Origin of the sequence: Brevibacterium yomogidense (assembly GCF_016107685.1) — a bacterium.
GTDB classification, from domain to species: domain Bacteria; phylum Actinomycetota; class Actinomycetes; order Actinomycetales; family Brevibacteriaceae; genus Brevibacterium; species Brevibacterium yomogidense.
This window is the reverse complement of record NZ_JABASY010000001.1, coordinates 203,048-227,959: the sequence shown is the minus strand read 5'-3', so window position 1 is coordinate 227,959 and position 24,912 is coordinate 203,048. Positions and strand designations below refer to the sequence as shown.

The window sequence follows — 24,912 nt, the reverse complement described above, 5'->3', positions numbered from 1 at the left end:
TGGAGTGAGAGGAGCACCCCTCTCACTCCACGAGCTTGCCGTCCTGGGACACGTCCCGCATGAGGGACGCGATCTCCGCCGGGACCTCGGGAAGGGGCTCACGGTCGACCCGCCCGGGGCCGGACCACACGAGGTTCACGCGCATGTCAGGATCCTGCTGCGGGAAGTCCGCCCGGTTGTGGCATCCGCGGGTCTCGCGCCGCTCCAGCGCGCAGTCGAGCGTCGCACGCGCCGCCAGCAGCGACGACTTCAGGTCGAACGCGTGAGCGAGGTCCTGGTATCCGGCCTGGTCGGGGTGCACGCCGATGTCCGCGGCGCGCACATCGAGCACGTCGAGCTCCGCCAGCCCGGCCCGTAGCCCCGCCTCGTCGCGGACGACCCCGCAGTGCTCCGTCATCGTGTCGCGGACCGCGCGCTGGAAGGCGCGGATGTTCTCCGTGCCGTCGGCGGCCAGCAGGTCCACGACCTCGGCGCGGGCGGCCTGGACCGCCTCGGGCGACCGCTTCTGCACGACCGTGCCGCGGCAGTGCGCGGCGGCGGCCTCACCGGTGATCCGACCGAACACCAGCAGCTCGATGAGCGAGTTGCCGCCCAGCCGGTTCGCGCCGTGCAGGCCGGAGGCGGCCTCGCCGATCGCGAACAGTCCCGGCACGTCCGTGCTGTGGTCCTCCGGCCGCACCCACACGCCGCCCATCGAATAGTGGGCGGTGGGCGCGATCTCGATCGGCTCCCGCGTGATGTCGAGCATCTGCAGCTCCATGAGCGTCTGGTAGACGCGGGGGAGGCGCTCCATGATCTGCTTCCGCGGCAGGTGGGACACGTCCAGCCAGACGCCGCCGTTCGGGGTGCCCCGCCCCTCCTTGATCTCCGTGTACGACGCCAGCGCCACCCGGTCGCGGGTCGACAGTTCCATGCGCTCCGGGTCGTAGACCGACATGAAGCGCTCGCCCAGGGCGTTGCGGAGGATGCCGCCCTCGCCGCGGGCCGCCTCGGACACGAGGGTGCCGGCGTCCGCCTCCGGTTCGAGGATGCCGGACGGGTGGAACTGGACGAGCTCCGCGTCGCGGATCCGACCGCCGGCCTCGTGGGCGAGGCGGAACGAGTCGCCCGTGTTCTCGTTCCGCCTCGACGACGTCCTGCGCCAGATGCGGTTGTGTCCGCCGCACGCCAGGATCACGGCGTCCGCGTACACGAGGTACCGCTCCCCGGTGTGCTCGTGGAAGCCGTAGGCGCCGAACACGGCCCCGTCGTCGTTCGTGAGCACCTTCGTGATGTAGACGTGCTCGAGGATCGGGACGCCCACCTGCTCCGCGCGCCGGACCAGGGTCTTCTGGATCTCCAGCCCCGTGTAGTCGCCGGAGAACGCGGTGCGCCGCCACGTGTGGGCGCCGAAGAACCGCTGGGAGATGCGACCGTCCTCCTCGCGGGCGAACTGCATCCCGTAGCGGTCGAGGTCCTCGATGCCGCGCGCACCGCCGGCCGTCACGATCTCGACGGTGCGAGGGTCCGCCAGGCCGTAGCTCTCCTGCAGCGTGTCCGCGGCGTGCTGCTGCCACGTGTCCTGCGCGTCGAGGGTGGCGAGTGCCGCGTTGATCCCGCCTGCTGCGAGCGTCGTGTGGGCGTCGTCGCGGGGCCGCTTCCCGACCGCGAGCACGTCGATGCCCTGCTCCCGCAGCTCGATAGCGGCCCGCAGCCCTGATCCGCCCGTCCCCACGACGAGGACGGAGGTCGAGATCTGCCGTTCGCGGGCCGCGGTGGTGCGGGGCGCCTCGGCGGTGGTGGGCGGGGGAGAGATCGCCGGGCCCGAGGCCGTGGCCGGGTTCGCAGGGGTGGTGGCCGGTGTGCGTGTGGCCTGCATGAGAAGAGCCCTCCAAAGGGGGTCGTCGTCGGGCTGCGGTCAGAGTGCCGGAGCGCCTGTCATCGACGGTACGGACCCGTCGACACGCAGGGCAAGGCTCACCTAAGTTCCTGACAGATTCTGTCCCACACTCTGGATGTGAGGTGAGACAACCCTGCCCCACCTGCACCTTCGCGCCTCCATAGACGCAGCCGCATGCCGACAGTGACGGAATCGATTGGACCGATGCCGCCGGCCCGCGCAGACTCCTTTCAGTTACACAGGTCACTCACACACAGGGCACTCAAGGGAGAGCTATGCACAAGTCGTCACGCGGGTGGATCGTGGTCCTCTGCTGGTTGACCGTCATGTTCGAGGGCTTCGACATCGTCGCGCTCGGTGCGACCATCCCGATCCTCACTCATCCGGAGATCGGGCACATGGGCGTCACCGCGGCGGACATGACCTTCGTGTCGACGATCTCGCTGGTGGGCGTCGCGGTCGGAGCCGTGAGCATCGGCCCGATCGCCGACCGCCACGGCCGCCGGATCCCCCTCATGGGGTGCGTCGCGCTGTTCTCGGTCTTCACGCTCCTCTTCCCCCTCATGCCGAACGTCGCACTCATGGGGATCACCCGCCTGATCGCAGGTTTCGGACTGGGCGCGTGCATGCCCGTGGCCGTCACGATGATGCAGGAATCGGCGCCACAGGGCCGCAAGGCGAACGCGTCCACCGTGACGATGACCGGCTACCACGCGGGCGCGGTCCTCGCATCGCTCGCCGCCCTGGCCTTCCACGAGCACTGGCACTGGCTCTTCTACCTGGGCGGAGTGCTGGGTCTGCTGTCGCTCATCCCCATGTGGCTGAGGCTCCCGGAGACGGCGCCGCGTCCCATCCTCGTCGCAGCCGGAGCCGAGGCGCCGGTCCAGACCCCGGGCTCCGCGTCGCCCGCTGCGGGAGGCGGGACGAGCGCTCCGTCCGGCGTGCGCGACCTGTTCCGCGACGGGCGGTCGCGGGTCACGCTGGGGCTGTGGGTCGCGACCTTCATGGGCCTCATGCTCGTGTACGGGCTCAACACGTGGCTGCCGAAGATCATGGAGCTCGCCGGGTACAACGTGTCGAGCTCACTCGTCATGCTCTTCGTCCTCAACGCCGGCGGCATCATCGGCCTGCTGCTGGGCGGCCGTGTGGCCGACGCCCGCGGCATCAAGGGGACGATCCTCGTGTGGTTCGGCGCCGCAGCGGTCCTCCTCGCCGCGCTCAGCATCCGGATCTCCGATTCGCTGGTGCTCAACGGCGTCGTCCTCGTGACGGGTGTGTTCGTGTTCTCCGCGCAGGTGCTGATCTACGCGTTCGTCGGCTACCTGTACCCGAAGACCCTCGTCGCGACGGGGATGGGCTTCACCTCCGGGGTCGGTCGGCTGGGAGCGATCCTCGGGCCGCTGGCCACCGGTGTCCTCGTCACCCTCGGCCTCGCCTACCCCGGCGGCTTCTACATGTTCGCCGGCGCGGCCCTCATCGGCTTCGGTGCGATCCTCATGATCCCCCGACCGCGCGCGTCCACCGCGAAGGAGCTCTACGCACTGGAGCAGGCCGAGGCCTGAGGCCGGCGGCCGGTCAGGAGAACGGCCCCGGGACCGTGCTCCCCGCGAGCGCGTGCCGCACCAGCTCGACGAACCATCGGCGCGGTCCGACGCTGCCCGTCATGCCCTCGTTCCAGTAGAGGGTGACGTCGAAGTGCGGGGTGGTGCGAGGCAGTTCGGCGACGCGGACTCCCCACTCCGCAGGCTGGTCGAGGGTCATGTATGCCGCCATGTACGCCGGGACGAATCCGATGAGTCCCGCATCGCGCACCAGTTGGGGCATGACGGAGAAGTGGCGCACGCGGACCATCGCGTCCGTGTCGAGCCCCAGGCCGTCGAGGGCCCGGGCGAGCAGGTCGTGGCCCGCCTCCCGGGTGATGACGGCTTGGGGGCGTGAGCGCAGCTCCTCGATCGTGAGCGGGCGTGACTGCGGACCCCAGTCCTGAGGGAGGATCGCGACGTAGCGGTCGTCGTCGACGATGGTCGTCCGTCCGCTCACGTCGATCGGCACGGTCGCGATCGCCGCATCGACTTCGCCGCGGCGCAGCCAGTCCGTCACGTCGTCGATGTCCATCGGCACGGCGGTGAGGCGCGATTCCGGTGCCTGTGCAGTGAGCGCGCCGACGATCCTGCCGAGGAAGAGCTGTTCGCCGACGTCCGACAGTGCGATGTGGAAACGTCGTGTCGTCGTCGCGGGGTCGAAGCGGGTGTCCGCGTCCAGGGCGTCGTCCAGTGCGCCCAGGCTGGCGCGGACGACCGGTTCGAGCTCCAGCGCCCGCGCTGTGGGCGAGAGGCGGGAGCCCTGGCGGACGAACAGCGGATCGCCCACCGCGCGCCGCAGGCGCCGCAGGGAGTGGGAGACGGTGGGCTGCGTGAGCCGGAGCTCTTCTGCCGCCGCGGTCACGGAGCCGTGATCGAGGATCAGGAGGAATGTCCGGAGCAGGTTGAGGTCGAGATCCACGGCAGCAGACTACCCGCAGCCATAGAGGCGATCTATGGGCGGGTGCCGCCGAATTCATTAGTCTGCATGGACCTTCCTCGATAGCGTGGCCCCATGACAGCTGAGAACGTGTCGGCGAACACGCCGACGGTCCTGGAGCGCACGTACGAGATCCTCAGTGCGCACGGCCTCACGACGATCTTCGGCAATCCGGGCTCCAACGAGCTGCCGTTCCTCGCGGGGATGCCGGACGACTTCGACTACGTCCTGGGTCTCCACGAGGGGGCGGCGACGGGGATGGCGGAGGGGTTCGCTCGCGCGACGGGTCTTCCGGTGCTCGTGAACCTGCACGCGGCGTCCGGCACGGGCAATGCGATGGGCGCCCTCACGAACGCCCACTACTCGCACGCCCCGCTCGTGGTGCTGGCCGGCCAGCAGATCCGGGGCACGGTGGGGCAGGAGGTCATGCTCGCGAACGTCGACGCGGCGCTGCTGCCGCGTCCGCTCGTCAAGCACTCCCACGAACCGCTCGCCGCTCAGGACGTCCCGCGGGCCGTGAGCCACGCCGTGCTGGAGGCGGCGACGGAGCCCCGCGGCCCCGTCTACCTGTCCGTCCCCTACGACGACTGGCGCACTCCCGCGCTGCCGGACGACGCACTGCTGGCGGGCCGCCGGGTGCGGACGGCAGGCGGACTGTCGCAGGAGCTGGTCGAGGAGGTCGCGCAGCGCCTGGCGGGGTTCGATGCGCCGGTGCTCGTGCTGGGTCCGGACGTGGACGCGAACGGGGCGCAGGACGCGGCCGTCGAGCTCGCCGAGCGGCTGGGTGCGCCCGTGTGGATCGCGCCGTCGCCCACCCGCTGCCCGTTCCCCACGTCGCATCCGCACTTCCGCGGCGTGCTCCCTCCCGGCATCGCGTCCGTGCGGGAACGCCTCGAAGACCACGACGGGGTGCTCGTCGTGGGCGCCCCGATCCTGCGCTACCACCGCTGGGAGCCGGACTCCTACCTTCCGGCCGGTACTCAGGTCCTCCACCTCACCTCTGATGTCGCCGAGGCCGCCCGCGCCCCCTACGGCGACGCGATCGTGGCCGCGGTGGGGCAGGCGCTCGCGGCTCTGGCGGCCGAGGTCACCGACCGCGGGACGCGCCTCGAGTACCGGACGGCGACGAAGCCGGCAGGGAAGTCGACTGAGGCAACGACCGCCGAGGTGAGTGCCACCTCGGCGGCGACGGAGACCTCGGCGACCGGCACCTCGGCGGCGGATGCCCGGGAGGGTCTCATGCGCGGGGAGGAGGTGCTCGAGGTGCTGGACGCGCAGCGGACCGACGACGTCGTGTACGTGAACGAGACGACGACGCTGGACCTCACATTCCTCGAGACCGTCACGGTCGACCGGCCGAACATGTACCACTTCCCGGCCTCCGGCGGCCTGGGCTTCGGCCTCCCCGCGGCCGTGGGCTTCGCGCTGGGGGATCCGGATGCGACGGTGGTCGCGGTCGTCGGCGACGGGTCCGCCCACTACGGCCTGTCCGCGCTCCACACCGCGGCACAGCGACGGACCCGCACCGTCTTCGTCATCGTGAACAACGGGACGTACGGAGCGCTGCGCCGTTTCGCGAAGGCGCTCGACGCCCTCGACTCGCCGGGCCTCGACGTGCCGGGCGTGGACGTCGTGGCGCTCGCCCACGGATACGGGGTCCCCGGAACACGGGCGACGACCCGGGCGGAGTTCGAAGCCGCATACGCGGACGCCCTCGCAGCCACCGGTCCCGTGCTCATCGACGTGCGGGTGGCGGGGGAGTGACACGCGAGGGCTGACGTACGTTGGCAGGCAGACGGGGCCGCGCGCAGCGGCCCGGACGGATCGACGATCGAGAGAAGGGCACGACGATGACACTCATGGACACCGCGGTGTGGGACGGGCTGATCGGTTCGGGACGGACCGACGGCGACGGCTGGACGCAGGGGTCCGCCGGGACGCAGGACGTGGTCGAACCGGCGACGGGGGAGAACCTCGGCACGGTCGGGCTGGCGACCGGCGACGACGTGCGGAGCGCCGCGACGATCGCGGCGGAGGCCCAGAAGGAATGGGCGGCGCGGAAGCCCGAGGAGCGCGCCGCCGTGCTGCGCCGCGCCGGCCAGCTGTTCGAGGACCGGGCGGAGGAGATCCAGGAGTGGATCGTCCGCGAAGCCGGCTCGATCCCCCCGAAGGCGGGGCTGGAGACCCACATCGCCGCCAACGAATGCTTCGACGCGGCCGCACTGCCGCACCACCCGACGGGCGACGTGCTCGCGACGAACGAGGACCGCTGGTCGCTTGCGCGGCGCCGCCCTGTGGGCGTCGTCTCCGTCATCGCACCCTTCAATTTCCCGCTCATCCTGTCGATCCGCGCTGTTGCCCCCGCACTCGCGCTGGGCAACGCGGTGCTGCTGAAGCCGGACCCGCGCACCGCGGTGAGCGGCGGCGTCGTCCTGGCGCGCGTCTTCGAGGAGGCGGGGCTGCCCACGGGCCTCCTCCACCTGCTGCCGGGCGGCGCTGATGTGGGCGAGGCCGTGGTCGCCGCGCCCGAGGTCGCCGTCGTCGCCTTCACAGGGTCGACCGGGGCGGGGCGGGCGATCGGTGAGACGTGCGGGAAGCTGCTCAAGCGGGCACACCTGGAACTGGGAGGCAACAACGCGCTCCTCGTCCTGCCGGGTGCGGACGTCGACGCCGCGGTGTCCGCTGCGGCGTTCGGCTCGTTCATGCACGCGGGACAGATCTGCATGACGACGGGCCGGCACCTGGTGCACTCCTCGCTCTACGACGAGTACGTCGAGAAGCTCGCCGCGAAGGCCGCGGCGCTGCCCGTGGGCGACCCGCACACGGAACAGGTCGCCGTGGGGCCCCTCATCGACGACAAGCAGGCACAGCACTGCGAGGACATCATCACGGCCGCCGTCGAGGCCGGGGCGACGGTCGCGGCGGGAGGCACCCGCGACGGGCGGTTCGTCCGTCCGACCGTGCTCACCGACCTCGACCGTGACAATCGGGCCTGGGCGGAGGAGATCTTCGGGCCCGTCGCACCCGTCATGCGGTACGACACGATCGACGAGGCGGTCGCGCTGGCGAACGACTGCGAGTTCGGCCTGTCGATCGGCGTGCTGGGCGACGTCGGCACCGCCATGGACATCGCGGACCGCCTGGACTCCGGGAAGGTCCACATCAACGAGCAGACCGTGTCGGACGAATCGCAGGCCCCGTTCGGCGGCACCAAGTCCTCCGGCAACGGATCCCGCGTGGGCGGAGCAGCGGCTAACATCGAATCGTTCACGGAGACCCAGTGGGTCACGCTGCGCTCGACGATCGCCGGCTACCCCTTCTGACGGCTCTGCACTGACATCCGGCGCCACGCCGTCGTGCCGGGCGGTGTGGTCCCGTCACGCCGGTGGGCGTGCACCCGTCACGCCGGTCGGTGTGCCCCCGTCACGCCGACCGGCGCGCCCTGTGCCGACCGGCATCACCCCGCGTTGCCGTCGCGTGCTTCCCGCAGGGCGCGGCGGATCGCGCTCGCCCCAGCCGTGAGGACCTCGCGGATGCGGTGGTCCGGCAGCGCCGTGCCGGAATCGACGACCGAGCCCAGGGCGGCGACGACCTCGCCGGAGGGGCCGGTGACGGGGACGGCGAAGCTCGTCGACGACGCGACCATGTGCCCCGGCAGCTTCGCGAACCCGTCGCGGAGGGCGGATTCGAGCAGGCGGCGGACGGCCTCGGGATCGGTGATCGTGTGCTGCGTCATCCGGGCGAGCGGCCCGCGGAGGTACGCCTCGCGGACGTGGGGCGGCTGCTGGGCGAGCAGGATGATGCCGGACGCGGACGCATGCGTGGGCAGACGCCCACCCACGTGCGCGATGTTCGGCCCCGCCTGCGGTGACGACACCCGCTCGAGGAAGAGGACGTCGCTCTCCCGCATGATCGCCAGCTGCACGTGCTCGCGGATGCGGGCGTTGACCGCCAGCATGTGCGGCCGTGCGATCCGCCCCATCGTCATCGTGTCCGAGGCGCGGTTCGCGAGCTCCCACATGCCCACGCCCACACGGATGCGCCCGTCCGGGTCCCGGTGGAGGAGGTCGTGGTCGATCATCTCCCCGACGATCCGGTACGCGGTGGAGGCGGGCAGTTCCGCGCGGTCGGCGAGGGAGTCCACGGTCAGCGCGGGGTGCTCGGGGTCGAAGGCGGACAGGATCCGCACGATCCGGCTCAGCATCGAATCACCGCTGCGCGAGTTGGCCATGAGGCCAGGATACGACGACGGGCCGCCTTGATTCTCATTCAATGGGAACGCGGAGGACGGCGACGACGTGAACTGGAACACTGACGGCACCCCTGCGGTCATCGAATGAACTGTCGTCCCTGAAGGAGCAAGGAAGCCCATGGTGGAAGAGCTGCGCACAACCGTCGGCATCGTGGGTGCGGGGCCGGCCGGTCTCATGCTTGCCCACCTCCTGCACACCGCGGGCATCGACAGCGTCGTCGTCGACAACCGCGACCGCGACACGATCGCGCACACCCACAGGGCCGGGATCCTCGAGCAGGGCTCCGTCGAACTCCTCACCCGGACCGGCGCTGTGTCCCGCGCCCACACGGAGGGGCACCAGCACGAGGGGACCGTCTTCCGCGTCGACGGCGTCGACCACCGGATCGACTTCCAGGGCCTGGTGGGCGCGTCCGTGTGGCTGTACCCGCAGAACGAGGTGTTCGTCGACCTCGCGAAGACGCGGGACGCGGACGGCGGGGCGGTCTTCTACGGAGTGAGCGACACCCAGCCCGGCGGGTTCGACACGGACCGCCCCACGATCGACTTCACGGATGCGGACGGGACCGCCCGCCGGATCATCTGCGACTGGATCGTCGGCGCGGACGGGTCCCGCAGCGTCTGCCGGACCACGGTCCCGGAGACGACCCGCCAGCGGTACGCCCACCAGTACCCCTTCGCCTGGTTCGGGATCCTCTGCGAGGCACCGCCCAGCGCACCGGAACTCATCTACGCACGCTCGGAGCGCGGTTTCGCCCTCGTCTCCCAGCGCAGCGACACCGTGCAGCGCATGTATTTCCAGTGCAGCCCCGACGAGGACCCGGACGACTGGTCGGAGGACCGGATCTGGTCGGAGCTGCAGGCACGCGTCGACGGGCCGGACGGCTACCGGCTCACGACGGGCACCATCTTCGACAAGACGGTCCTGCCGTTCCGCTCCTACGTCACCGAACCCATGCGGCACGGCCGCCTCCTGCTGGCCGGCGACGCTGCCCACACGGTCCCGCCCACGGGCGCGAAGGGCCTCAACCTCGCTCTCCAGGACGTGCGGGTCCTCTTCGAAGCACTGCGCGACGCGGTGACCCGGGGTGACGAGTCCGGGATCGACGGGTACTCCGACCGTGCGCTCGCCCGCGTGTGGAAGGCCCAGAACTTCTCCTCCTGGATGACGTCCCTCCTGCACCTCGACCCGCAGGCGAGCGACTTCGAGTTCCGCCGCCGGCAGGGCGAGCTGCGGGGGCTGCTGGAGTCCGCGCACGGCCGCGCCTACCTCGCCGAGGCCTACACCGGCTGGCCCGGCGAGAGCACCCTGACCATCTGACAGCGCCACACACCCGGTTCACGATCCCGACCGGCCCACCCCATGCCAGCCCGTCCGTCCCACACGATCCACCTACCTACACACCCTTACCTACACGCCGTCGAAGCAATGAGGAGGTCTGCATGAGCGCGGAACCCACGACACAGGGATCGCAGGAGGAGCCAGCGACGCTGGGTCCGGACGCCGCACAGGCGACGCAGCAGCAGATGGATGCGGAGATCAAGCGCATCCACGACGAGTACGAACGATTGAAGGGCCAGGGCTCCGTGGAGACGCAGCCCAGGCTCGACTACGCGCCGTACCGGTCGTCCATCCTGCGTCATCCCACGAAGGACCCGTTCCACACGGACCCGGAGACGATCGAGACGTTCTCGCCGGCGTTCGGCCACCGAGACGTGGGCGAACTGGAGTCGGATCTCACGATCCAGGCGAACGGCGAGCCGATCGGTGAGCGCATCCGCGTGCACGGGAAGGTCGTCGACGGCGACGGTCGTCCTGTCGCCGGTCAGCTCGTGGAGATCTGGCAGGCGAACGCCGCGGGCCGGTACATCCACAAGCGCGATCAGCATCCGGCGCCCATCGACCCGAACTTCACGGGTGTGGGGCGTGCGATCACCGGTCCGGACGGGTCGTACTCGTTCAAGACGATCCGGCCTGCGCCGTACCCGTGGAAGAACCACTACAACGCGTGGCGTCCCGCCCACATCCACTTCAGCCTGTTCGGCACGGACTTCACGCAGCGGATGATCACGCAGATGTACTTCCCGAACGATCCGCTGTTCGCGCTCGACCCGATCTACCAGTCGATCACGGACCAGAAGGCCCGCGACCGTCTCGTCGCGGCGTACGACCACGACAGCTCGGAGCACGAGTACCTCCTGGGCTACCGGTGGGACATCGTGCTGAGCGGCAGCAACCGGACCTGGATGGAGGACGAGGGCGATGAGTGAGAAGACGACCTACACCGGCGCGGACCTGACGACCGGGGACCTCGTCCCCACGCCCGGCCAGACGATCGGCCCGTTCTACGGGTTCGCGCTGCCGTACGAGGGCGGCCCGGAGCTGGTCCTCGCCGGCAGCGCCCGTTCCGTCCGACTGCACGGGGACGTGCTCGACGGGGAAGGTGTTCCGGTCCCGGACTCGATGCTGGAGATCTGGCAGGCCGATGAGCACGGTGTCATCCCGCAGGAGGCGGGATCGCTCGACCGCGACGGCTTCACCTTCACCGGTTTCGGTCGCGCGTCGACCGACGGGGCGGGTCACTACACGTTCTCGACGGTGGATCCGGGCCCCACAGAGGCGGGTGCGGTGCCGTTCATCTCGCTGTGCGTGTTCGCGCGCGGGCTGCTCAACCGCGTCTTCACCCGCATCTACCTGCCCGAGGACGAAGCCGCCCTCGCCGCCGACCCGCTGCTGTCGAAGCTGCCGGCCGACCGCAGGAAGACGCTCATCGCGACCCGTGAGGACGACGGGAGCCTCCGCTTCGACGTCCGCCTGCAGGGCGACGACGAGACGGTGTTCCTCAAGTTCCCCCGGAACGACGACTTCTGAGGCAGGCTTGATCGCATGACCGGATCCGACCGCCCCACGACGACGCCCAGGACCCCAGCCGGTGCTGCCGGCGGGACCACCGCCGGCAGCGGCACGGCCCGCTCCGCCGGCACAGACGGTCAGACGAGCCTGCTGCTGTACGCGCCCGGGACCTCGGGCGATGTCGCGGCGGTCGGTGACGACGCGCTGCTGGGTGCCCTCATAGGTGCCGAGGCCGCGTGGGTGACTGCCCAGGCGGACCTCGGTCTGGTGGACGGGGGCACCGCCGCCGAGGCCGTCGCCGCCCTGGGCGGGCCCGCCGACCACCCTGTCGGAGACATCGCCGCCGAGGCCGCCGCCGGTGGGAATCCCGTCATCCCGCTGCTGGCGCACCTGCGGGCGCGTCTCGCGGACGTGCCGGGTGCCTCCGGGCTGCACCGGGGGCTCACCAGCCAGGACGTCATGGACACCGCGATCGTCACGGTGCTCGCCCGGACCGTGACCGCACTGCGGGAACGTTTGGACGGAGTCGTGGACGCACTCGCGGAACTGGCGCGCGAGCATCGGGACACGCCGGCGCTCGCACACACCCTCACGCAGGCCGCCCTGCCGACGACGGCGGGTCTGCGGTTCGCGCACTGGGCGCGCAGCGTCGCCGATGTGCGGGACGCCCTGCCCGCACCCCAGTCCCTCACGGTCCAGCTGGGCGGTGCCGCGGGAACGCGGGCCGCGCTGCGGGAGATCGTCGGGACCGGGGCCGAAGCTGGGTCCGGGACCGGGGCCTCGGCGGCGGGGAACAGCGACCCGAGTGTGACTCCGGGCGACCTCGAAGAGGCGTGGGCACGACGGCTGGGGCTCGCCCCGGCCGGCTACCCGTGGCACGTCGACCGGGTGCGGGTGCTCACGTGGGCGCAGGCTCTTGCGGGCGTGAGCCTCGTGGGACAGCGGATCGCCCGCGACGTGCTCACCGGTGCGCGGACCGAGGTCGGCGAGCTGCGGGAGGCGGGCGGCGGAGGCTCGTCCGCGATGCCGCAGAAGTCCAACCCGACGGTCTCCGTGCTGCTGTCGAGGACGGGGCAGGAGACACCCGGACTGTTGGCGACCGTCGCGCAGGCGGTCGGGTCGGCAGTCGACGAACGGCCTGACGGCGCGTGGCACGCGGAATGGTCCGCGCTCGCCCGGCTGCAGCTGGGTGCCCTCACGAGTGCGCGACTGCTGGGCGACCTCACCGAGCGCCTCGAGGTCGACGTCCAGGCGATGCGGCAGAACCTCGTGGCCGCCGGACCGGGAGTGGTGTCCGAACGGCTCGTCCACGCTCTTGGGCCGGAGGTGACGAAGACGCAGGTCAGCGACGCCCTGAGCGGGGCGACCGACGCGTGGGACGCGCGTGAGCGGCTCGCGGGTCTGCTGCCGGACGACACGCGCGGCCGGCTCGACGCGCTCCTCGACCCCGCGGGCTACACCGGGGACGCCGGAGAGCTGGTCGACACGATCCTCGCGACGATCGACGCCCGCCTCGGAAAGGCGGCCGACGACGGTGGACACGCGGAAACCGACTGAGAAGCCGACGACGATGGCGGGGTGCGACGCCGCCTGAGACACTTCCGACGACATCCGAGCTGTGGATGACCCCTGAAAGGACCCGAACGATGACGACTCTCACCGCATCACTCCTGTCCACCCGTAGTGCCGGCGCCGGCTCCCGCGTGCTGGTCGTCCTGCCGTCCCTGGGGACCGCGGTGCAGCCCCTCTGGCAGTACGCGGCCGCTCAGCTGCCCGGCGACTGGACGGTGGTGGGCGTCGATCTGCCGGGTCACGGCCGCTCGGCACCGGTCGAGCCGCGTGAGGGTGTCGCGGTGACGATCGACGAACTGGCGGACTCCGTCCTCAGCGCTGTGCGGGGCGTCCTGCCCGACGTCCAGACGTTCTCCGTCGCCGGAGATTCCGTGGGCGGCGCGATCGCTCTGCAGCTGGCGCTCGCCCACCCCGAGGTCGTCGATGCCGCCGCCGTGTTCTGCACCGGCGCGAAGATCGGGACTGCCGAATCATGGGAGGAGCGTGCCGCTCTCGTCGAGAAGGCGGGGACGCCGACCATGGTGTCCGGATCCGCCGAACGCTGGTTCGCGCCCGGGTTCATCGAGGCCAACCCGGTCGTGACGACAGAGCTGCTGCACTCGCTGCAGGACGCGGACCGGTTCTCCTACGCGGCCGTCTGCCGGGCGCTCGCCGCGTTCGACGTGCGCGACCAGCTCGCGTCCCTGCAGGTACCGGTGCTCGCCGTCGCCGGTGAGCACGACCAGCCGACCCCTCCTGCGAGCCTGCAGGCCATCGTGGACGGAGTGCCGAACGGACGGTTCGAAGTCGTCATCGACGCCGCACACCTGGTGCCTGCGGAAGCACCGGAGGTGACCGGGCGACTGCTGTCCGGGTTCCTCGCCGAGGCGGCTGGGACCACCGGTGCAGCGGGTGGGGCTGCGGCCTCGGCGGGAGTGGGGGTCACGGCGGCGGGGCTGCCGGACCTCACTCGTTCGCAGGTGCACGACGCGGGCATGACGGTGCGGCGCGAAGTGCTGTCGGATGAGCACGTCGACCGCGCGAATGCCGCGATCACGGACTTCACCCGGGACTTCCAGGACTACATCTCGCGCTACGCGTGGGGCGAGATCTGGACGCGGCCCGGGATCGACCGGCGGATGCGGTCCGCAGTGACGCTCACCGCGATGGTCGCCGGCGGGCACGACGAGGAGCTTGCGATGCACGTGCGCGCCGCGGTGCGCAACGGACTCACCCGCGACGAGATCAAGGAGATCCTCCTGCAGACCGCCGTATACTGCTCCGTCCCCAGCGCGAATACCGCGTTCAAGATCGCAGCGCAGGTGCTCGCGGACCTCGACGCGGAAGGCTAACCGCGGGGCGGCTGACCGCGGGCCGGCTGACCGCGCGGGGCGGGCTCGTGCGGCGCGTGCTGTTGCGGTGCCGCAGTGAATTCGAGTGAGTGCGATTCGGCCCGGAGCTACGAGTTCGGGGGCCGAATCGCACTCACTCGATCGCGGGCGGTTCGTCCCTGGTCACGCGGGGATGAGTGCGTGTGCGAAATCCTCTTCGACGAGGTCCATGTTCAGGGCGGCGCCGGCCATGACTCCGTCGGCCATTGAGGCTGCGACCATCGATCCGACGCTGGTGACGTTCCCCGCGGCGAACACTCCGGGGACGTTCGTCGCCTTCCGCATGTCGACGGGTACGAACTCGCCCATCGGGTTCTCCTCCGTGTGCAGCCCCAATGAGGTGACGAGTGCGGAGTCGATGCTCATCTGCGTCCCCACGAGGATCGCCTCGAGCGGCAGCGGTCCGTCGATGCCTGCGACCTCCACACCGGTGAGCCGGTCGTCCGCGCTCAGGACGCGTCCCACGGTTCCTTCGACGATGCGGATGCCGCGGGATTCGAGCGCGGCGCGGTCCTCCGCAGAAGGCGCGGGCTGGGAATCCAGCAGGACGGTGACGTCGTCGGACCACTGGCGGATGAGCTTCGCCTGGTGCAGCCACATGGGGCTGGTCGCCAGCACTCCGATCTGCTGGCCGCGCACTTCGTACCCGTGGCAGTACGGGCAGTGGATGACGTCCTTGCCCCACCTCTCGAGGAGGCCGGGGATCGGGGGAAGGGTGTCGACCGCGCCGCTGGCCAGCACGATGCGGCGGGCGCGGACAGTGGCGGGGGCCTCGGCGAGGGCAGGGGTCGGCGCACCGCGACGGGAAGTGCGGGGGGCCTCGGCGTCGAGTGAGACGGTGAAGCCGTCCTCCACCGTCCCGGTGACGTCCGTGACGGTGCCGGTCGTGATGTGGGCACCGTAGGAGCGGGCCTCGTCCTGGCCGCGGGCGATGAGCTCGAGGGGGGTGATCCCCTCATTGCCCAGCAGGTTGTGGGCACCGGCGGCCGGTGCATTGCGCGGATGGCCGGCGTCGATGACGAGGACGCTGCGCAGTGCGCGTCCCAGCGTGAGAGCGGCGCTGAGGCCAGCGGCTCCACCGCCGATCACGACGACATCGTAGGTCTCCGGGGCAGCAGGGGTGGACGTGGTGGTCATCGAGGGGCTCATCAGGTGTCCTTTCCGTGTGCGACAGGATGCAACTGTGGACCCGAGGCGTACCGCTGCGCGAGAATCTTTGCCAGGTTGGCAAACCGCGCGTCGTGGAGGCGGTGCGCAGGGAGGGGGCGCGCATGAGTGGGAGTGCGAACGGGGCCGGTCACGAGGTGGTGGTGGGGCCTCGGCTGCGGGATCTGCGGGAGGCACGCGGGCTGAGTCTTGCGGACCTCTCGGGGCAGACCGGGGTCTCCGTCAGCACGCTGTCGCGGCTGGAGACGGGGGCGCGGACCCCGGGGCTCGGGCACCTGGTGGCGCTCGCCCGTGCATACGGAGTGAGCCTGGACGACCTGGTGGGCGTGCGGTTCTCGCGCGACCCCAGGCTGCGATTCGAGACCGTCGAGGAGTACGGGCGGATCATCATGCCGTTGGCGCCGGTGGCAGGCGGGCTGCGGGTGGAACACGCGATCATCCGGCCGCCCGCGCAGGGCGCGGTGACTCCGGACGTGCACGTGCACGGGCCGAACGATGCTGCGGATGGGGACGGGACGCACGGAGACTCGCACGCCTTTGAACCCGACAGCCTGCGCACGCACCGCGGCTACGTGTGGATGCTCGTCCTCGAAGGGTCGCTGAGGCTGGTGGTCGGCGATCACGACCTCGTCATCGGCCCCGGCGAGGCAGCGGAGTTCGACACCCGTGTGCCCCACTGGATCGGGCCCGCCGCAGAGGGTGCGGTCCACGTCCTCAACGTCCACGGGAAGGAAGGGCAGCGGATCCGGGTGCGGGCCAGGCCGCGGGAGTGAGGGTCGGATCGCTGGGTGATGGGTGGCTGAGGAGAGCACCACAGCCGCCGCCCCACATGTCACTGTATGACGCTTCGTGTCGCGAATATGACGCACCTTCGGTCATAGGCATCGTGCGTCCCCTACGGTCGTCACCAGGATCACGAGAATCGGCTCCAAGGCTCTGGCCGGCCGATCGGCAACCCTTCCGCTGTGACGGGGTGCCCCAGATGACGATCCGGCAGGTGGAGGACCTCCCATCTGCAAGCACGGCACTCCGATCCGTTCCGGAGCGCCCCGTCACCAGGGGGAACGATGACAGAATCACTCACCGCCTCAGACTGCTCCACCACGCAGATCCACGGGGGGACGCAGGCGTCCGGCCCGGTGCGTTCGGTGCGTCCGCCGCTGCACCTGTCCGCGGCGTTCGGCTTCGACAGCCTGCGTGACGCCCGCGAGGCCTTCGCCCAGCGCGAATCCGCCTTCACCTACGCCCGCACGGGCAGCCCCACGGTCGCCCTGCTGGAGCGCCGGATCGCGGAACTCGAAGGCGGAGTGGGCGCCGTCGCGACCGGGTCCGGTCAGGCGGCGGTCGCGCTCGCCCTCCTGCCGCTGCTCGCCCGCTCCGGGCAGACTCCCGACGTCGTCGCCCGCGAGGACGTCCCGGCCGGCCACCTCGTCGCCTCCCACCGCATCTACGGCGGGACGGCGGACCTGCTCACCGACCTCTTCGCGGAACTCGGCATCACCGTCACCTGGGCGGATCCGCACGACCCCGCGTCCTGGTCGCAGGCCGTCACACCCCGCACGCGGGCGTTCCTCGTCGAATCCATCGGCAACCCGCACGCGGACCTGCCGGACATCCCGGCACTCGCGGACGCCGCGCACACCGCCGGCGTCCCCCTGATCGTCGACAACACGCTCGCCACTCCGCACCTCCTGCAGCCGGGCCGCCTGGGTGCCGACATCGTCGTCCACTCCGTCACGAAGTACCTCACCGGCAACGGCACCGCGATCGCCGGCGCCATCGTCGACACGGGCCGCTTCCGCCCCTCCGACGCCCCCGCGACATGGCCGCAGTTCACCGCGCCCACACCCCGCTTCGGCGGTGAGTCGCTCGTCGACCGGTACGGCGAGCACGGGGCGTACCTCCATCTGGTCCGCGCGAAGTACCTGCACGACCTGGGCCCGACCCTGTCCGCCTTCAACGCGCAGCAGGCACTCGACGGGATCGAAACACTCGATATCCGCGTCGAGAGGCACTGTCGCACCGCAGAGGCACTCGCCGCCCGCCTGCACGACCACCCGGGCGCCCGGATCGTCCGCCATCCCAGCGTCCCCGGCTCCCCGAACGCCGCGATCGCCCGCCGGGACTTCCCCCGCGGCACCGGCGCGGTCCTGTCCTTCGAGGTCGACGGCGACCTCGCCACCGTCGAACGGTTCGTCGACTCGCTGCGGCTCTTCCAGCTGGCCGCGAACATCGGTGACTCCCGCTCGATGGTCGCCCACCCCGCCTCGATGACACACTGCCGCCTGTCACCGGAGCTGCTGGCCGCCGGGCAGATCACCCCGCAGACGATCCGCCTGTCCGTGGGCCGCGAGTGCGTCGAGGACCTCTGGGCCGACCTCGTGCAGGCCTTCGAGGCCGCTGGCCTGGGCTCGGACCCCGCCGAGGCCGCCGTCACCGACACGGTCACCGCCACCGCCGAGGCGACCGTCACCAGGGAGGTCACCCTCACCTCCGAAGCGTTCGCCCGCGACCTCGAGGAGGTGTCGGCATGAGCATCGCGTACCGCACCACCCAGCACCAGACGACGGCCCCAGCCCCCGAGGCCCCGGCCACCACCTCGGCCCCGGCGCCCACCGGACCGGGCGCCCCGGGTGCCGCGACCACGGACTCGTCGGCCGCCTCGGCGGCGGTGTCCGACGCACAGGCCGCACCGGCCGTGCCGAGCCCCATCCGTCGCGGGTTCGCAACGTCCGCGGTGCACGCCGGCCAAGAGCCGGACCCGCTCACCGGGGCCGTCATCCCGCCGATCTACCAGACGTCGACCTTCACTCAGACCGGGGTCGAGACCCTCAAGAACGGGTACGAGTACTCTCGCGGCGGCAACCCCACCCGGAACGGGCTGGAGACACAGCTCGCCGCGCTGGAAGGCGGGACGGCGGGGTTCGCATTCGCCTCCGGCGTCGCAGCCGAGGACGCGCTGCTGCGGGCCACGCTGCGCCCCGGCGACACCGTCGTGGCCGCCGCCGAATGCTACGGCGGCACCCACCGACTGCTCACCCAGCTGTACTCCCGCTGGGGCGTCACGACCGAGTTCGTGGCCCCCGGCGACTTCGCGGCACTCGAAGCCGCAGTCTCCGCCCCCGAGGCCCGCATCGTCTGGCTCGAGACCCCCACCAACCCGCTGCTCACCGTCGCGGACATCGCGGCGTGGGCGGAGGTCGCGCACGCCTACGGGGCGCTGCTGGTCGTCGACAACACGTTCGCGTCCCCCGCGCTGCAGACGCCGATCGCACTGGGTGCGGACGCGGTGGTGCACTCGACGACGAAGTACATCGGCGGGCACTCCGACGTGCTGGGCGGAGCCGTCGTCACCGGCGACGCACTGTGGGAGGGCGAGCCGCTTACCGAGCTGCTGCGGTTCCAGCAGTTCGCCGGCGGTGCCGTCGCCGGACCCCAGGACGCCTACCTCACGTCACGCGGACTCAAGACCCTGGGCGTGCGGATCCGCCAGCACTGCGAGAACGCGCAGACCGTCGCGGAATGGCTGACCGACCGTGCGGGCGTCGAACAGGTCTACTACCCCGGACTGCCGGGGAACGCCGGCCACGACATCGCGAAGACCCAGATGGCGGGGTTCGGCGGGATCGTGAGCTTCCGCGTGGGCACCGAGGAGAAGGCTCGGGCGGTCGCGGAAGGCACCGAACTGTGCGGGCTGTCCGTGAGCCTGGGCGGGGTGGAATCGCTCATCTGCCACTCGGCGACCATGACGCACGCCGCTGCGGCCGGCACGGATCAGGCGCCACCGCGCGACCTGGTGCGAGTGTCCGTGGGCATCGAGGACGTCGACGACATCGTGGAGGACCTCGACCGGGCGCTCACCCGCGCGGTGGGGTGAACCCCTGCCCGGGAGCACCCCCGGCAACTTGACGCAGGTCACAGGCCCGGCGACACTGAGGCCCAGGTGAACGGTCGTTCGCCTGCAGCGTCGAAGGGGAACCATGACAGCAGGAATGCACACAGAGCCGGACGGCGCCGAGGTCGTCCGCACCGCAGCGGACGCCGCCGGGTCCGCGCTGGCTCCCCTCCTGGTGCTGGACCGAGTCGAGGAGTTCCTGGATTCCGAGTCGCTGGGGGAGGGGCCGCTCGCGTGGAAGCGGATCGGTGACGGCCAGTCGAACATCACCTACCTCATGCGTCGCGGCGATCGGGAGTTCGTGCTGCGTCGGGGGCCCCGTCCGCCGATCGCGAAGTCCACCCACGACATGCTGCGGGAAGCCCGTGTGCAGAAGGGTGTCGCGCAGGTGGGTCTGCCCGTGCCGGAGATCTTCGCCGTCTGCGACGACGAGTCCGTGCTGGGCGTGCCGTTCTACGTCATGGAGCTCCTCACCGGCGACGTGATCATCGACGAGACCCCGCCGGCCCTCAACACGGTGGACGGCCGCCGTGAGGCGTCGGAGGTGCTCGTCGACACCCTCGTGGACCTCCACGCGGTGGACCTCGAGGCTGCCGGACTCACGACGTTCGGGCGCCCCGACGGGTACCTGGAGCGCCAGATCGACACCTTCACGCGGCTTGCTCCGCTGGTGACCGAACGGGACCTGCCGCTGGTCGCGGAACTGGCCGAGTGGCTGCGGACCCATCGACCGGCATCCCAGCGGGCGGCGCTGGTGCACGGCGACTACCGCTTCGGAAACGTCATGTTCGCGCCCGGCGCGCCCGCCCGGGTGGAGGCGGTGCTCGACTGGGAGATGGCGACGCTGGGGGACCCGCTGGCAGACCTCGGCTACCTCGTGGCCATGTACGCCGACGCGGGGACGACGGGGAACTCCGTCACGGACCTCAGCCCGGCGACCCGACAGCCGGGGTACTTCACGCGGGAGGAGATCGTGGACCGGTACGCGCAGCGGTCCGGCCTCGATGTGAGCAGCCTGGACTGGTACCGGGTGCTCGCGCTGTGGAAGTCGTCCGTGTTCCTCGAGGACATGTTCACGCGATGGAACGCGGGGGAGCGCCCCGGGGACGACTTCGCCCCGATGCTGGAGACCGGTGTGCCGGAGCTGCTCGAGGAGGCGCGCGCCCTCACGCGGTGAGGGACGCACTCACTCTTGGGTGGGACCCGCGGCCTCGCTGCTCATTCCCGTGACTGGGTAGACGTACGAGACCTTGTGCATCTTGATCTCCTGAAACGTCTCCACGTGCTCCACACCCTCAACATCGGCGAAGCGCTCCGAGAGAAGGGACCAGAGCTGATCATGATCCGTGCAGACCACCTGGACATAGAGATCCGCTCGACCGATGCAGGCTGAAATGTAGGTGATCTCCGGCCATTCGGTGAGGGCATCGATCGCGGACTGCTGATAGCCGACCTTCACCTGCAGCAGGAAGAACGCCATGACTCGATAGCCCATCTTCATGGGGTCGGCGATCGCGGCGAACGTCACGACACCGTCGCTCTGCATCCTGTTGGCCCGACTGCGTATCGTTCCTTCGGAAACCCCGAGGCGTCGGCCGACTTCCCGGTACGAGATCCTGCCGTCCCGCTGAAGGATCTCGAGGATCTTGCTGTCAAGGGTGTCGAGGCTCCGCCCGCCCCGGCCATCGCTGGCGTCACGCCTGGTCACTCGCATAATGGCACTGTAGTCGATCAGATCTCTGCGATTGCGGGACGCTGCCAGGCCAGACTGTGACTGCTCGGCTCGATCAAGCTGTATCGAAGTGCGGCAGGCCCGTGGCGAGGAAGCCGCCGTCCACGTAGAGGGCCTGACCCGTGACCCAGGTGGCGCGGTCGATGAAGAATGCTACGGCTTCGGCGATGTCCTCGGGCCTGCCCCACCTTCCAAGCGGCGTGCGAGACAATTCGTGCGCCGCGATTGGACCGTCCCCCAGATAGTCGGCACCCATCGGCGTTTGGCTGGTCCCCGGCCCCACCCCGTTTACGCTGATGCCATACCGTGCGAGTTCGACGGCCATCGTGCGGGTCAGCAGGAGGACACCGCCCTTTGACGCGCAGTAGGCGCTCTCCCCCGCGAAGCCCTGCACCGAGGCGTTCGACAGGATATTGACGATCGACCCGCCACCGTCCGACATCCGCCGCGCCGCCTCCTTACCGACGAGGAACGGGCCCCGTGCGTTCACCGCCATCACACGGTCCCAGTCCTCAGCGGTCGTCTCGAGGTAGGGCGTATCGAGGAACACTCCGGCGGCGTTCACCAGCGCGGTCGGGGCCCCTTGACGCTCATCGATCTGCGTGAAGGCATGGGCAACGCTCGCTTCGTCGGCGACATCGATCCTGTAGGACTCCGCGGTCCCTCCAGTCTCGGAGACCTGCGCGGCCGTCTCATCGCAGTCCTGCCTGTCGAGCAGCGCCAGCTCGTAGCCGGCGTCCGCGAGTCGAAGGGCGATGCCCCTGCCGAGCCCCTGTCCGGCGCCGGTGACAGCTGCCAGTTTCGTTATCGGTGCCATTTCGTCCTTTCTCACCCCGGCCTCGGGCTGTTCAAACTTCTGCGCGCTCCGGCATCGGCTTGCCCAGCCAGTCGCGGTAGAAGGTCTCCAGGTCCGGTTCGAAATCGAAGACGATGGGGAACCCGGGGGGAGCTGCTTCGACCTCGAGCAGCCTGGCGCAACCGGGACAGATGAATTCCCGGATCTCCATCCATTCGGGGTCGCACATGTGACGGCCCGGATAGATCTCACCCAGGCTCTGAGCGTCATCACGCACTCGGATGTGTGCCTTGAGCTTCCAGTTCTGCTTGTACGATCCGTACTCTTGTCCGCAGGAGCACTTCACCACACGACCATCGGCACCCTGGACGATGAAGAGGTTCTCACCGATGGGCAGCAGGATCGGATCGTCCCACGCGACGCGGTCCTGGAAGACCGCGATGTAGGTGTCGAAACGAGTGTCATCCTTGTGGGCGCTCATCATCGCCTTGGTCTTGTGCCAGGGCAGCTTCCCATCGATGAGTTCGGCGATCTCTGACTTCTGGTAGCTCGTCATTGCACTCTCCTGTTCGTGTCCGTGCGCCGGCATGAGCACCGGCGTGCGGGCGGCAGCGAGCGTGGGCCCCGCTGCCGCCCGGTGCCTGCGTGGATCAGCGGCCTTCGCGCTCGGCGAAGACGAAATCTGCCGGTAGGCTCCAGAACTCACGGAACTCTCCGGCAAACCGCTCTGACAGCGCCATGCTGTCGCGGTACATCTCCCTGACCTCCGGTGCCAGCTCCTGCTCGGCGATGCGCGATCGGGATGATGCGATCCACTCCGACACCGGCATGGACTTCGTCCGGCGTTCCTCGCGGATCTCGTCACGCCGGGCCTGCGTGGCCTCGGCGTCTACGACGGTGTCACCCGTCGTCTGGTCGACAACGACGCCGTACACGTTGCGAGCGGAGTCGCGGGTGACATAGCCGTTCGCAAGGTCGCGCGCGACGGAACCCGGATCCCGGTCGAGGACGTCGCCGTAACCACCGCCACCGTTGTACGAGTGGGAGAAGACGTCGCCGGACCGCAGTGGTTCGGCGAGGTAGGGCCCTTCGATCACATGCGTCTCACCGTCGGTGTAACGATGGATGTCCGATTCGTGTGGGTCGTTCCCGATCCGGTGCGGCAGCGGCTCACCGCGGCGGCCGCGCTCCGAGATCCCGGCGTCGTGCACCGCGTGATGCAGCTGGACTGTGGGGGCGGGGTAGCCACCGCACATCCCCGCGTTGTCGAAGACGCGACTCGAGTGCTCCGAGGTCGCAATGATGAGCTGCGGAGTGTTCGCCACAGTCCACACCGATTCGAAGCCGGTCCCTCCCCGGTACTGCCCGGAACCGCCGGAGTCGGCACTGATCGACCTGCCGAGGTAGAGCATCGGCATGTCCTGCTCCCAGACCTCCATGTTGCCCATGTCGGATTCTGGGTTCCAGCCGACGTAGCCGGTGTCGATACCGTCCTTGATGGCCAGTGCCCCGCTGCCGGCGGCAGCGCACTCGAACAGTGCGATGCCGAAACGGTCGCCGTACTGACTCTCTCCGCCCATCTCGATCATCGGGCTGTTCACCTGGCCGACGAAGACCTCCTCCTGGAAGCCTCGGCCCAGGAACCCGCGGCTCAACAGCCGCTGGAACAGGCCGAAGGCGGGCAGGAGCAGGGCCCACGAGGTGGCGGTCGCCACGTCTTCGCGTCCCGGGTTCGTCCAGGTCCCTTCGGGCAGGTTCATGTCCGTCGCCATCCACGCACCGTCGTTGACCTTGCCGTCGAAGTTCATGTGTTGGGTGAGTGTGACGAATAGGCCGCCGTCCATGCCCGCCGGGGTGCAGTTCATCGAGTGGTAGCCCCAGGAGTTCGTACCGTCGAAGTCGAGTGCCAGTCGTCCTTCGGGAGTGATGTCCATCTCCAGCGGGATGGCATACAGCCAATTGCGATTGCCAAGCGGCAGCACACCCTGCTTGCCCTCCGTGACATGCCCGAAGAAGGTGTGCCCGCGGTACGTGCCCGGCACGGTGAGCTGTTGGACTCGAGCCAGCTGCGACCGGCGTCCTTCCTCGATGAATTCGCGTGTGGCCTGCTTGTAGTAGTCGAGGCCAATGTCGTCGATGAGGGCCTTGACGGCTTCGCGGACCTCCAGGCACGCGGCGACCTTAGCCTTCTCATCGAGAACCCAGTAGATGGGCATGCGGAGGTTGCGCTCCAACCGGATCAGGTAGTCCCGACGCAGCTCGTCGTTCTCGCCCACCTTCTCCGCGCACACGAACAGACCCTCGGTGTAGCGCTCCTGGGCGAGTGCCACGTCGCCGCCGGGAGTGATCCCGCCGACCTCGAGCTCGTGTGCCACGGCGGCGACCCAACCGATCAGCTCATCGCCGTGGTGGATGGGCATCACGTCGATGACGTCGGGAGCCTGCACCGTGCCGATGAAGGCGTCGTTGTTGGCGAAGATGTCGCCCGGACGGATCTTGGGGTCCTCCTCATAGCCGTTCTGGATCATCCACTTGATGAACCGGCTGGCAGTGTGGACGTGGACCATGATCCCGGTCGACAGCGCGATCGCGTCGCCTTCCGGGGTATAGAGCGCGACGACGCTCTCGCCCACTTCGCGGACGCCCGGCGATGCAGAGATCCGTCGCGCCAGTTCGCGGGCGGAGACCACCATCGAGCGGAGCTTCGTGTGCAGGCCCTCATACGCCAGTGGATCGGCTTCCCGGAGGGAAAGACGATCCAGCCCCGCGTAGTGGCCGGTCTCGCGCATGACGCGTTCGCTTTCCAGAAGCTGGTCCAGAAGCGACGGATGTGCGCTTGTGGTGTGCGGGGAAGCGGTGTCTGTGACAGTCAACG

The 24,912-nt window shown here is 70.0% G+C and carries 20 protein-coding genes and 1 riboswitch; of the genes, 12 read left to right on the top strand and 8 right to left on the bottom strand.

Annotated elements, in window-relative coordinates:
- Nucleotides 1-22: 22 nt before the first annotated feature.
- A complete protein-coding gene (locus JFC09_RS00960) occupies nt 23-1,858 on the bottom strand; it encodes an L-aspartate oxidase (protein ID WP_232483000.1) in 1,836 nt (611 codons plus the stop codon).
- A gap of 296 nt (nt 1,859-2,154) precedes the next feature.
- On the opposite strand from JFC09_RS00960, the gene JFC09_RS00955 reads away from it, so the two are divergent.
- Nucleotides 2,155-3,441: an MFS transporter gene (locus tag JFC09_RS00955; RefSeq protein ID WP_232482999.1), complete on the top strand. Its 1,287-nt coding sequence runs from the start codon at nt 2,155-2,157 to the stop codon at nt 3,439-3,441.
- Nucleotides 3,442-3,454: 13 nt separating this feature from the next.
- On the opposite strand, the gene JFC09_RS00950 is transcribed toward JFC09_RS00955, so the two are convergent.
- On the bottom strand, nt 3,455-4,381 hold the full coding sequence (locus JFC09_RS00950; RefSeq protein WP_198392116.1) for a LysR family transcriptional regulator: 927 nt from the start codon (nt 4,379-4,381) through the stop codon (nt 3,455-3,457).
- Nucleotides 4,382-4,474: 93 nt separating this feature from the next.
- Between JFC09_RS00950 and mdlC the strand changes: the two genes are divergently transcribed.
- A complete protein-coding gene (gene mdlC / locus JFC09_RS00945) occupies nt 4,475-6,163 on the top strand; it encodes a benzoylformate decarboxylase (protein WP_198392115.1) in 1,689 nt (562 codons plus the stop codon).
- An 86-nt stretch (nt 6,164-6,249) separates the two neighbouring features.
- On the top strand, nt 6,250-7,722 hold the full coding sequence (locus JFC09_RS00940) for a benzaldehyde dehydrogenase (protein ID WP_198392114.1): 1,473 nt from the start codon (nt 6,250-6,252) through the stop codon (nt 7,720-7,722).
- A 134-nt stretch (nt 7,723-7,856) separates the two neighbouring features.
- Here the strand turns inward: JFC09_RS00940 and JFC09_RS00935 are convergent, their stop codons facing one another.
- Nucleotides 7,857-8,630, bottom strand: coding sequence for an IclR family transcriptional regulator (locus JFC09_RS00935; RefSeq protein ID WP_198392113.1), 774 nt, complete (start codon nt 8,628-8,630; stop codon nt 7,857-7,859).
- A 139-nt stretch (nt 8,631-8,769) separates the two neighbouring features.
- Here JFC09_RS00935 and JFC09_RS00930 point away from each other — a divergent pair, with 139 nt between their 5' ends.
- From JFC09_RS00930 to pcaDC, 5 genes are all read left to right on the top strand, one after another.
- Nucleotides 8,770-9,972, top strand: a complete 1,203-nt coding sequence (locus tag JFC09_RS00930) for a 4-hydroxybenzoate 3-monooxygenase (protein WP_198392112.1) — start codon at nt 8,770-8,772, stop codon at nt 9,970-9,972.
- Between the two features lie 122 nt (nt 9,973-10,094).
- Entirely contained in the window at nt 10,095-10,922 is an 828-nt protein-coding gene (gene pcaH / locus JFC09_RS00925) for a protocatechuate 3,4-dioxygenase subunit beta (protein WP_198392111.1), read from the top strand.
- Nucleotides 10,915-11,523: a protocatechuate 3,4-dioxygenase subunit alpha gene (gene pcaG, locus JFC09_RS00920; protein ID WP_198392110.1), complete on the top strand. Its 609-nt coding sequence runs from the start codon at nt 10,915-10,917 to the stop codon at nt 11,521-11,523. Before pcaH ends, pcaG begins: the two co-directional genes overlap by 8 nt.
- 15 nt (nt 11,524-11,538) lie before the next feature.
- Entirely contained in the window at nt 11,539-13,062 is a 1,524-nt protein-coding gene (locus tag JFC09_RS00915) for a lyase family protein (RefSeq protein ID WP_198392109.1), read from the top strand.
- A 65-nt stretch (nt 13,063-13,127) separates the two neighbouring features.
- On the top strand, nt 13,128-14,408 hold the full coding sequence (gene pcaDC, locus JFC09_RS17125; RefSeq protein ID WP_456298515.1) for a bifunctional 3-oxoadipate enol-lactonase/4-carboxymuconolactone decarboxylase PcaDC: 1,281 nt from the start codon (nt 13,128-13,130) through the stop codon (nt 14,406-14,408).
- Nucleotides 14,409-14,570: 162 nt separating this feature from the next.
- On the opposite strand, the gene JFC09_RS00905 is transcribed toward pcaDC, so the two are convergent.
- Entirely contained in the window at nt 14,571-15,584 is a 1,014-nt protein-coding gene (locus JFC09_RS00905; RefSeq protein ID WP_198392107.1) for an NAD(P)/FAD-dependent oxidoreductase, read from the bottom strand.
- 134 nt (nt 15,585-15,718) lie between these two features.
- Between JFC09_RS00905 and JFC09_RS00900 the strand changes: the two genes are divergently transcribed.
- From JFC09_RS00900 to JFC09_RS00885, 4 genes are all read left to right on the top strand, one after another.
- Complete coding sequence (locus JFC09_RS00900) at nt 15,719-16,387, top strand: helix-turn-helix domain-containing protein (protein WP_198392106.1); 669 nt, start codon at nt 15,719-15,721, stop codon at nt 16,385-16,387.
- Nucleotides 16,388-16,525: 138 nt separating this feature from the next.
- Nucleotides 16,526-16,642: riboswitch (SAM riboswitch) on the top strand.
- Nucleotides 16,643-16,681: 39 nt separating this feature from the next.
- On the top strand, nt 16,682-18,148 hold the full coding sequence (locus JFC09_RS00895) for an O-acetylhomoserine aminocarboxypropyltransferase/cysteine synthase family protein (RefSeq protein ID WP_198392105.1): 1,467 nt from the start codon (nt 16,682-16,684) through the stop codon (nt 18,146-18,148).
- Nucleotides 18,145-19,491 (top strand): cystathionine gamma-synthase, encoded by a 1,347-nt coding sequence (locus tag JFC09_RS00890; protein WP_198392104.1) that lies wholly within the window; start codon nt 18,145-18,147, stop codon nt 19,489-19,491. The genes JFC09_RS00895 and JFC09_RS00890 overlap by 4 nt, the downstream gene beginning before the upstream one ends.
- Nucleotides 19,492-19,594: 103 nt before the next feature.
- Nucleotides 19,595-20,686, top strand: coding sequence for a phosphotransferase family protein (locus JFC09_RS00885; RefSeq protein ID WP_198392103.1), 1,092 nt, complete (start codon nt 19,595-19,597; stop codon nt 20,684-20,686).
- A 9-nt stretch (nt 20,687-20,695) separates the two neighbouring features.
- On the opposite strand, the gene JFC09_RS00880 is transcribed toward JFC09_RS00885, so the two are convergent.
- The 4 genes from JFC09_RS00880 to JFC09_RS00865 form a co-directional block, all read right to left on the bottom strand.
- Nucleotides 20,696-21,217 (bottom strand): Lrp/AsnC family transcriptional regulator, encoded by a 522-nt coding sequence (locus JFC09_RS00880; protein WP_198392102.1) that lies wholly within the window; start codon nt 21,215-21,217, stop codon nt 20,696-20,698.
- Nucleotides 21,218-21,296: 79 nt separating this feature from the next.
- Nucleotides 21,297-22,058: an SDR family NAD(P)-dependent oxidoreductase gene (locus tag JFC09_RS00875; protein ID WP_198392101.1), complete on the bottom strand. Its 762-nt coding sequence runs from the start codon at nt 22,056-22,058 to the stop codon at nt 21,297-21,299.
- 31 nt (nt 22,059-22,089) lie between these two features.
- Nucleotides 22,090-22,593: an acetone carboxylase subunit gamma gene (locus JFC09_RS00870; protein ID WP_198392100.1), complete on the bottom strand. Its 504-nt coding sequence runs from the start codon at nt 22,591-22,593 to the stop codon at nt 22,090-22,092.
- 94 nt (nt 22,594-22,687) lie between these two features.
- On the bottom strand, nt 22,688-24,910 hold the full coding sequence (locus JFC09_RS00865) for a hydantoinase B/oxoprolinase family protein (protein WP_198392099.1): 2,223 nt from the start codon (nt 24,908-24,910) through the stop codon (nt 22,688-22,690).
- Nucleotides 24,911-24,912 lie beyond the last annotated feature (2 nt).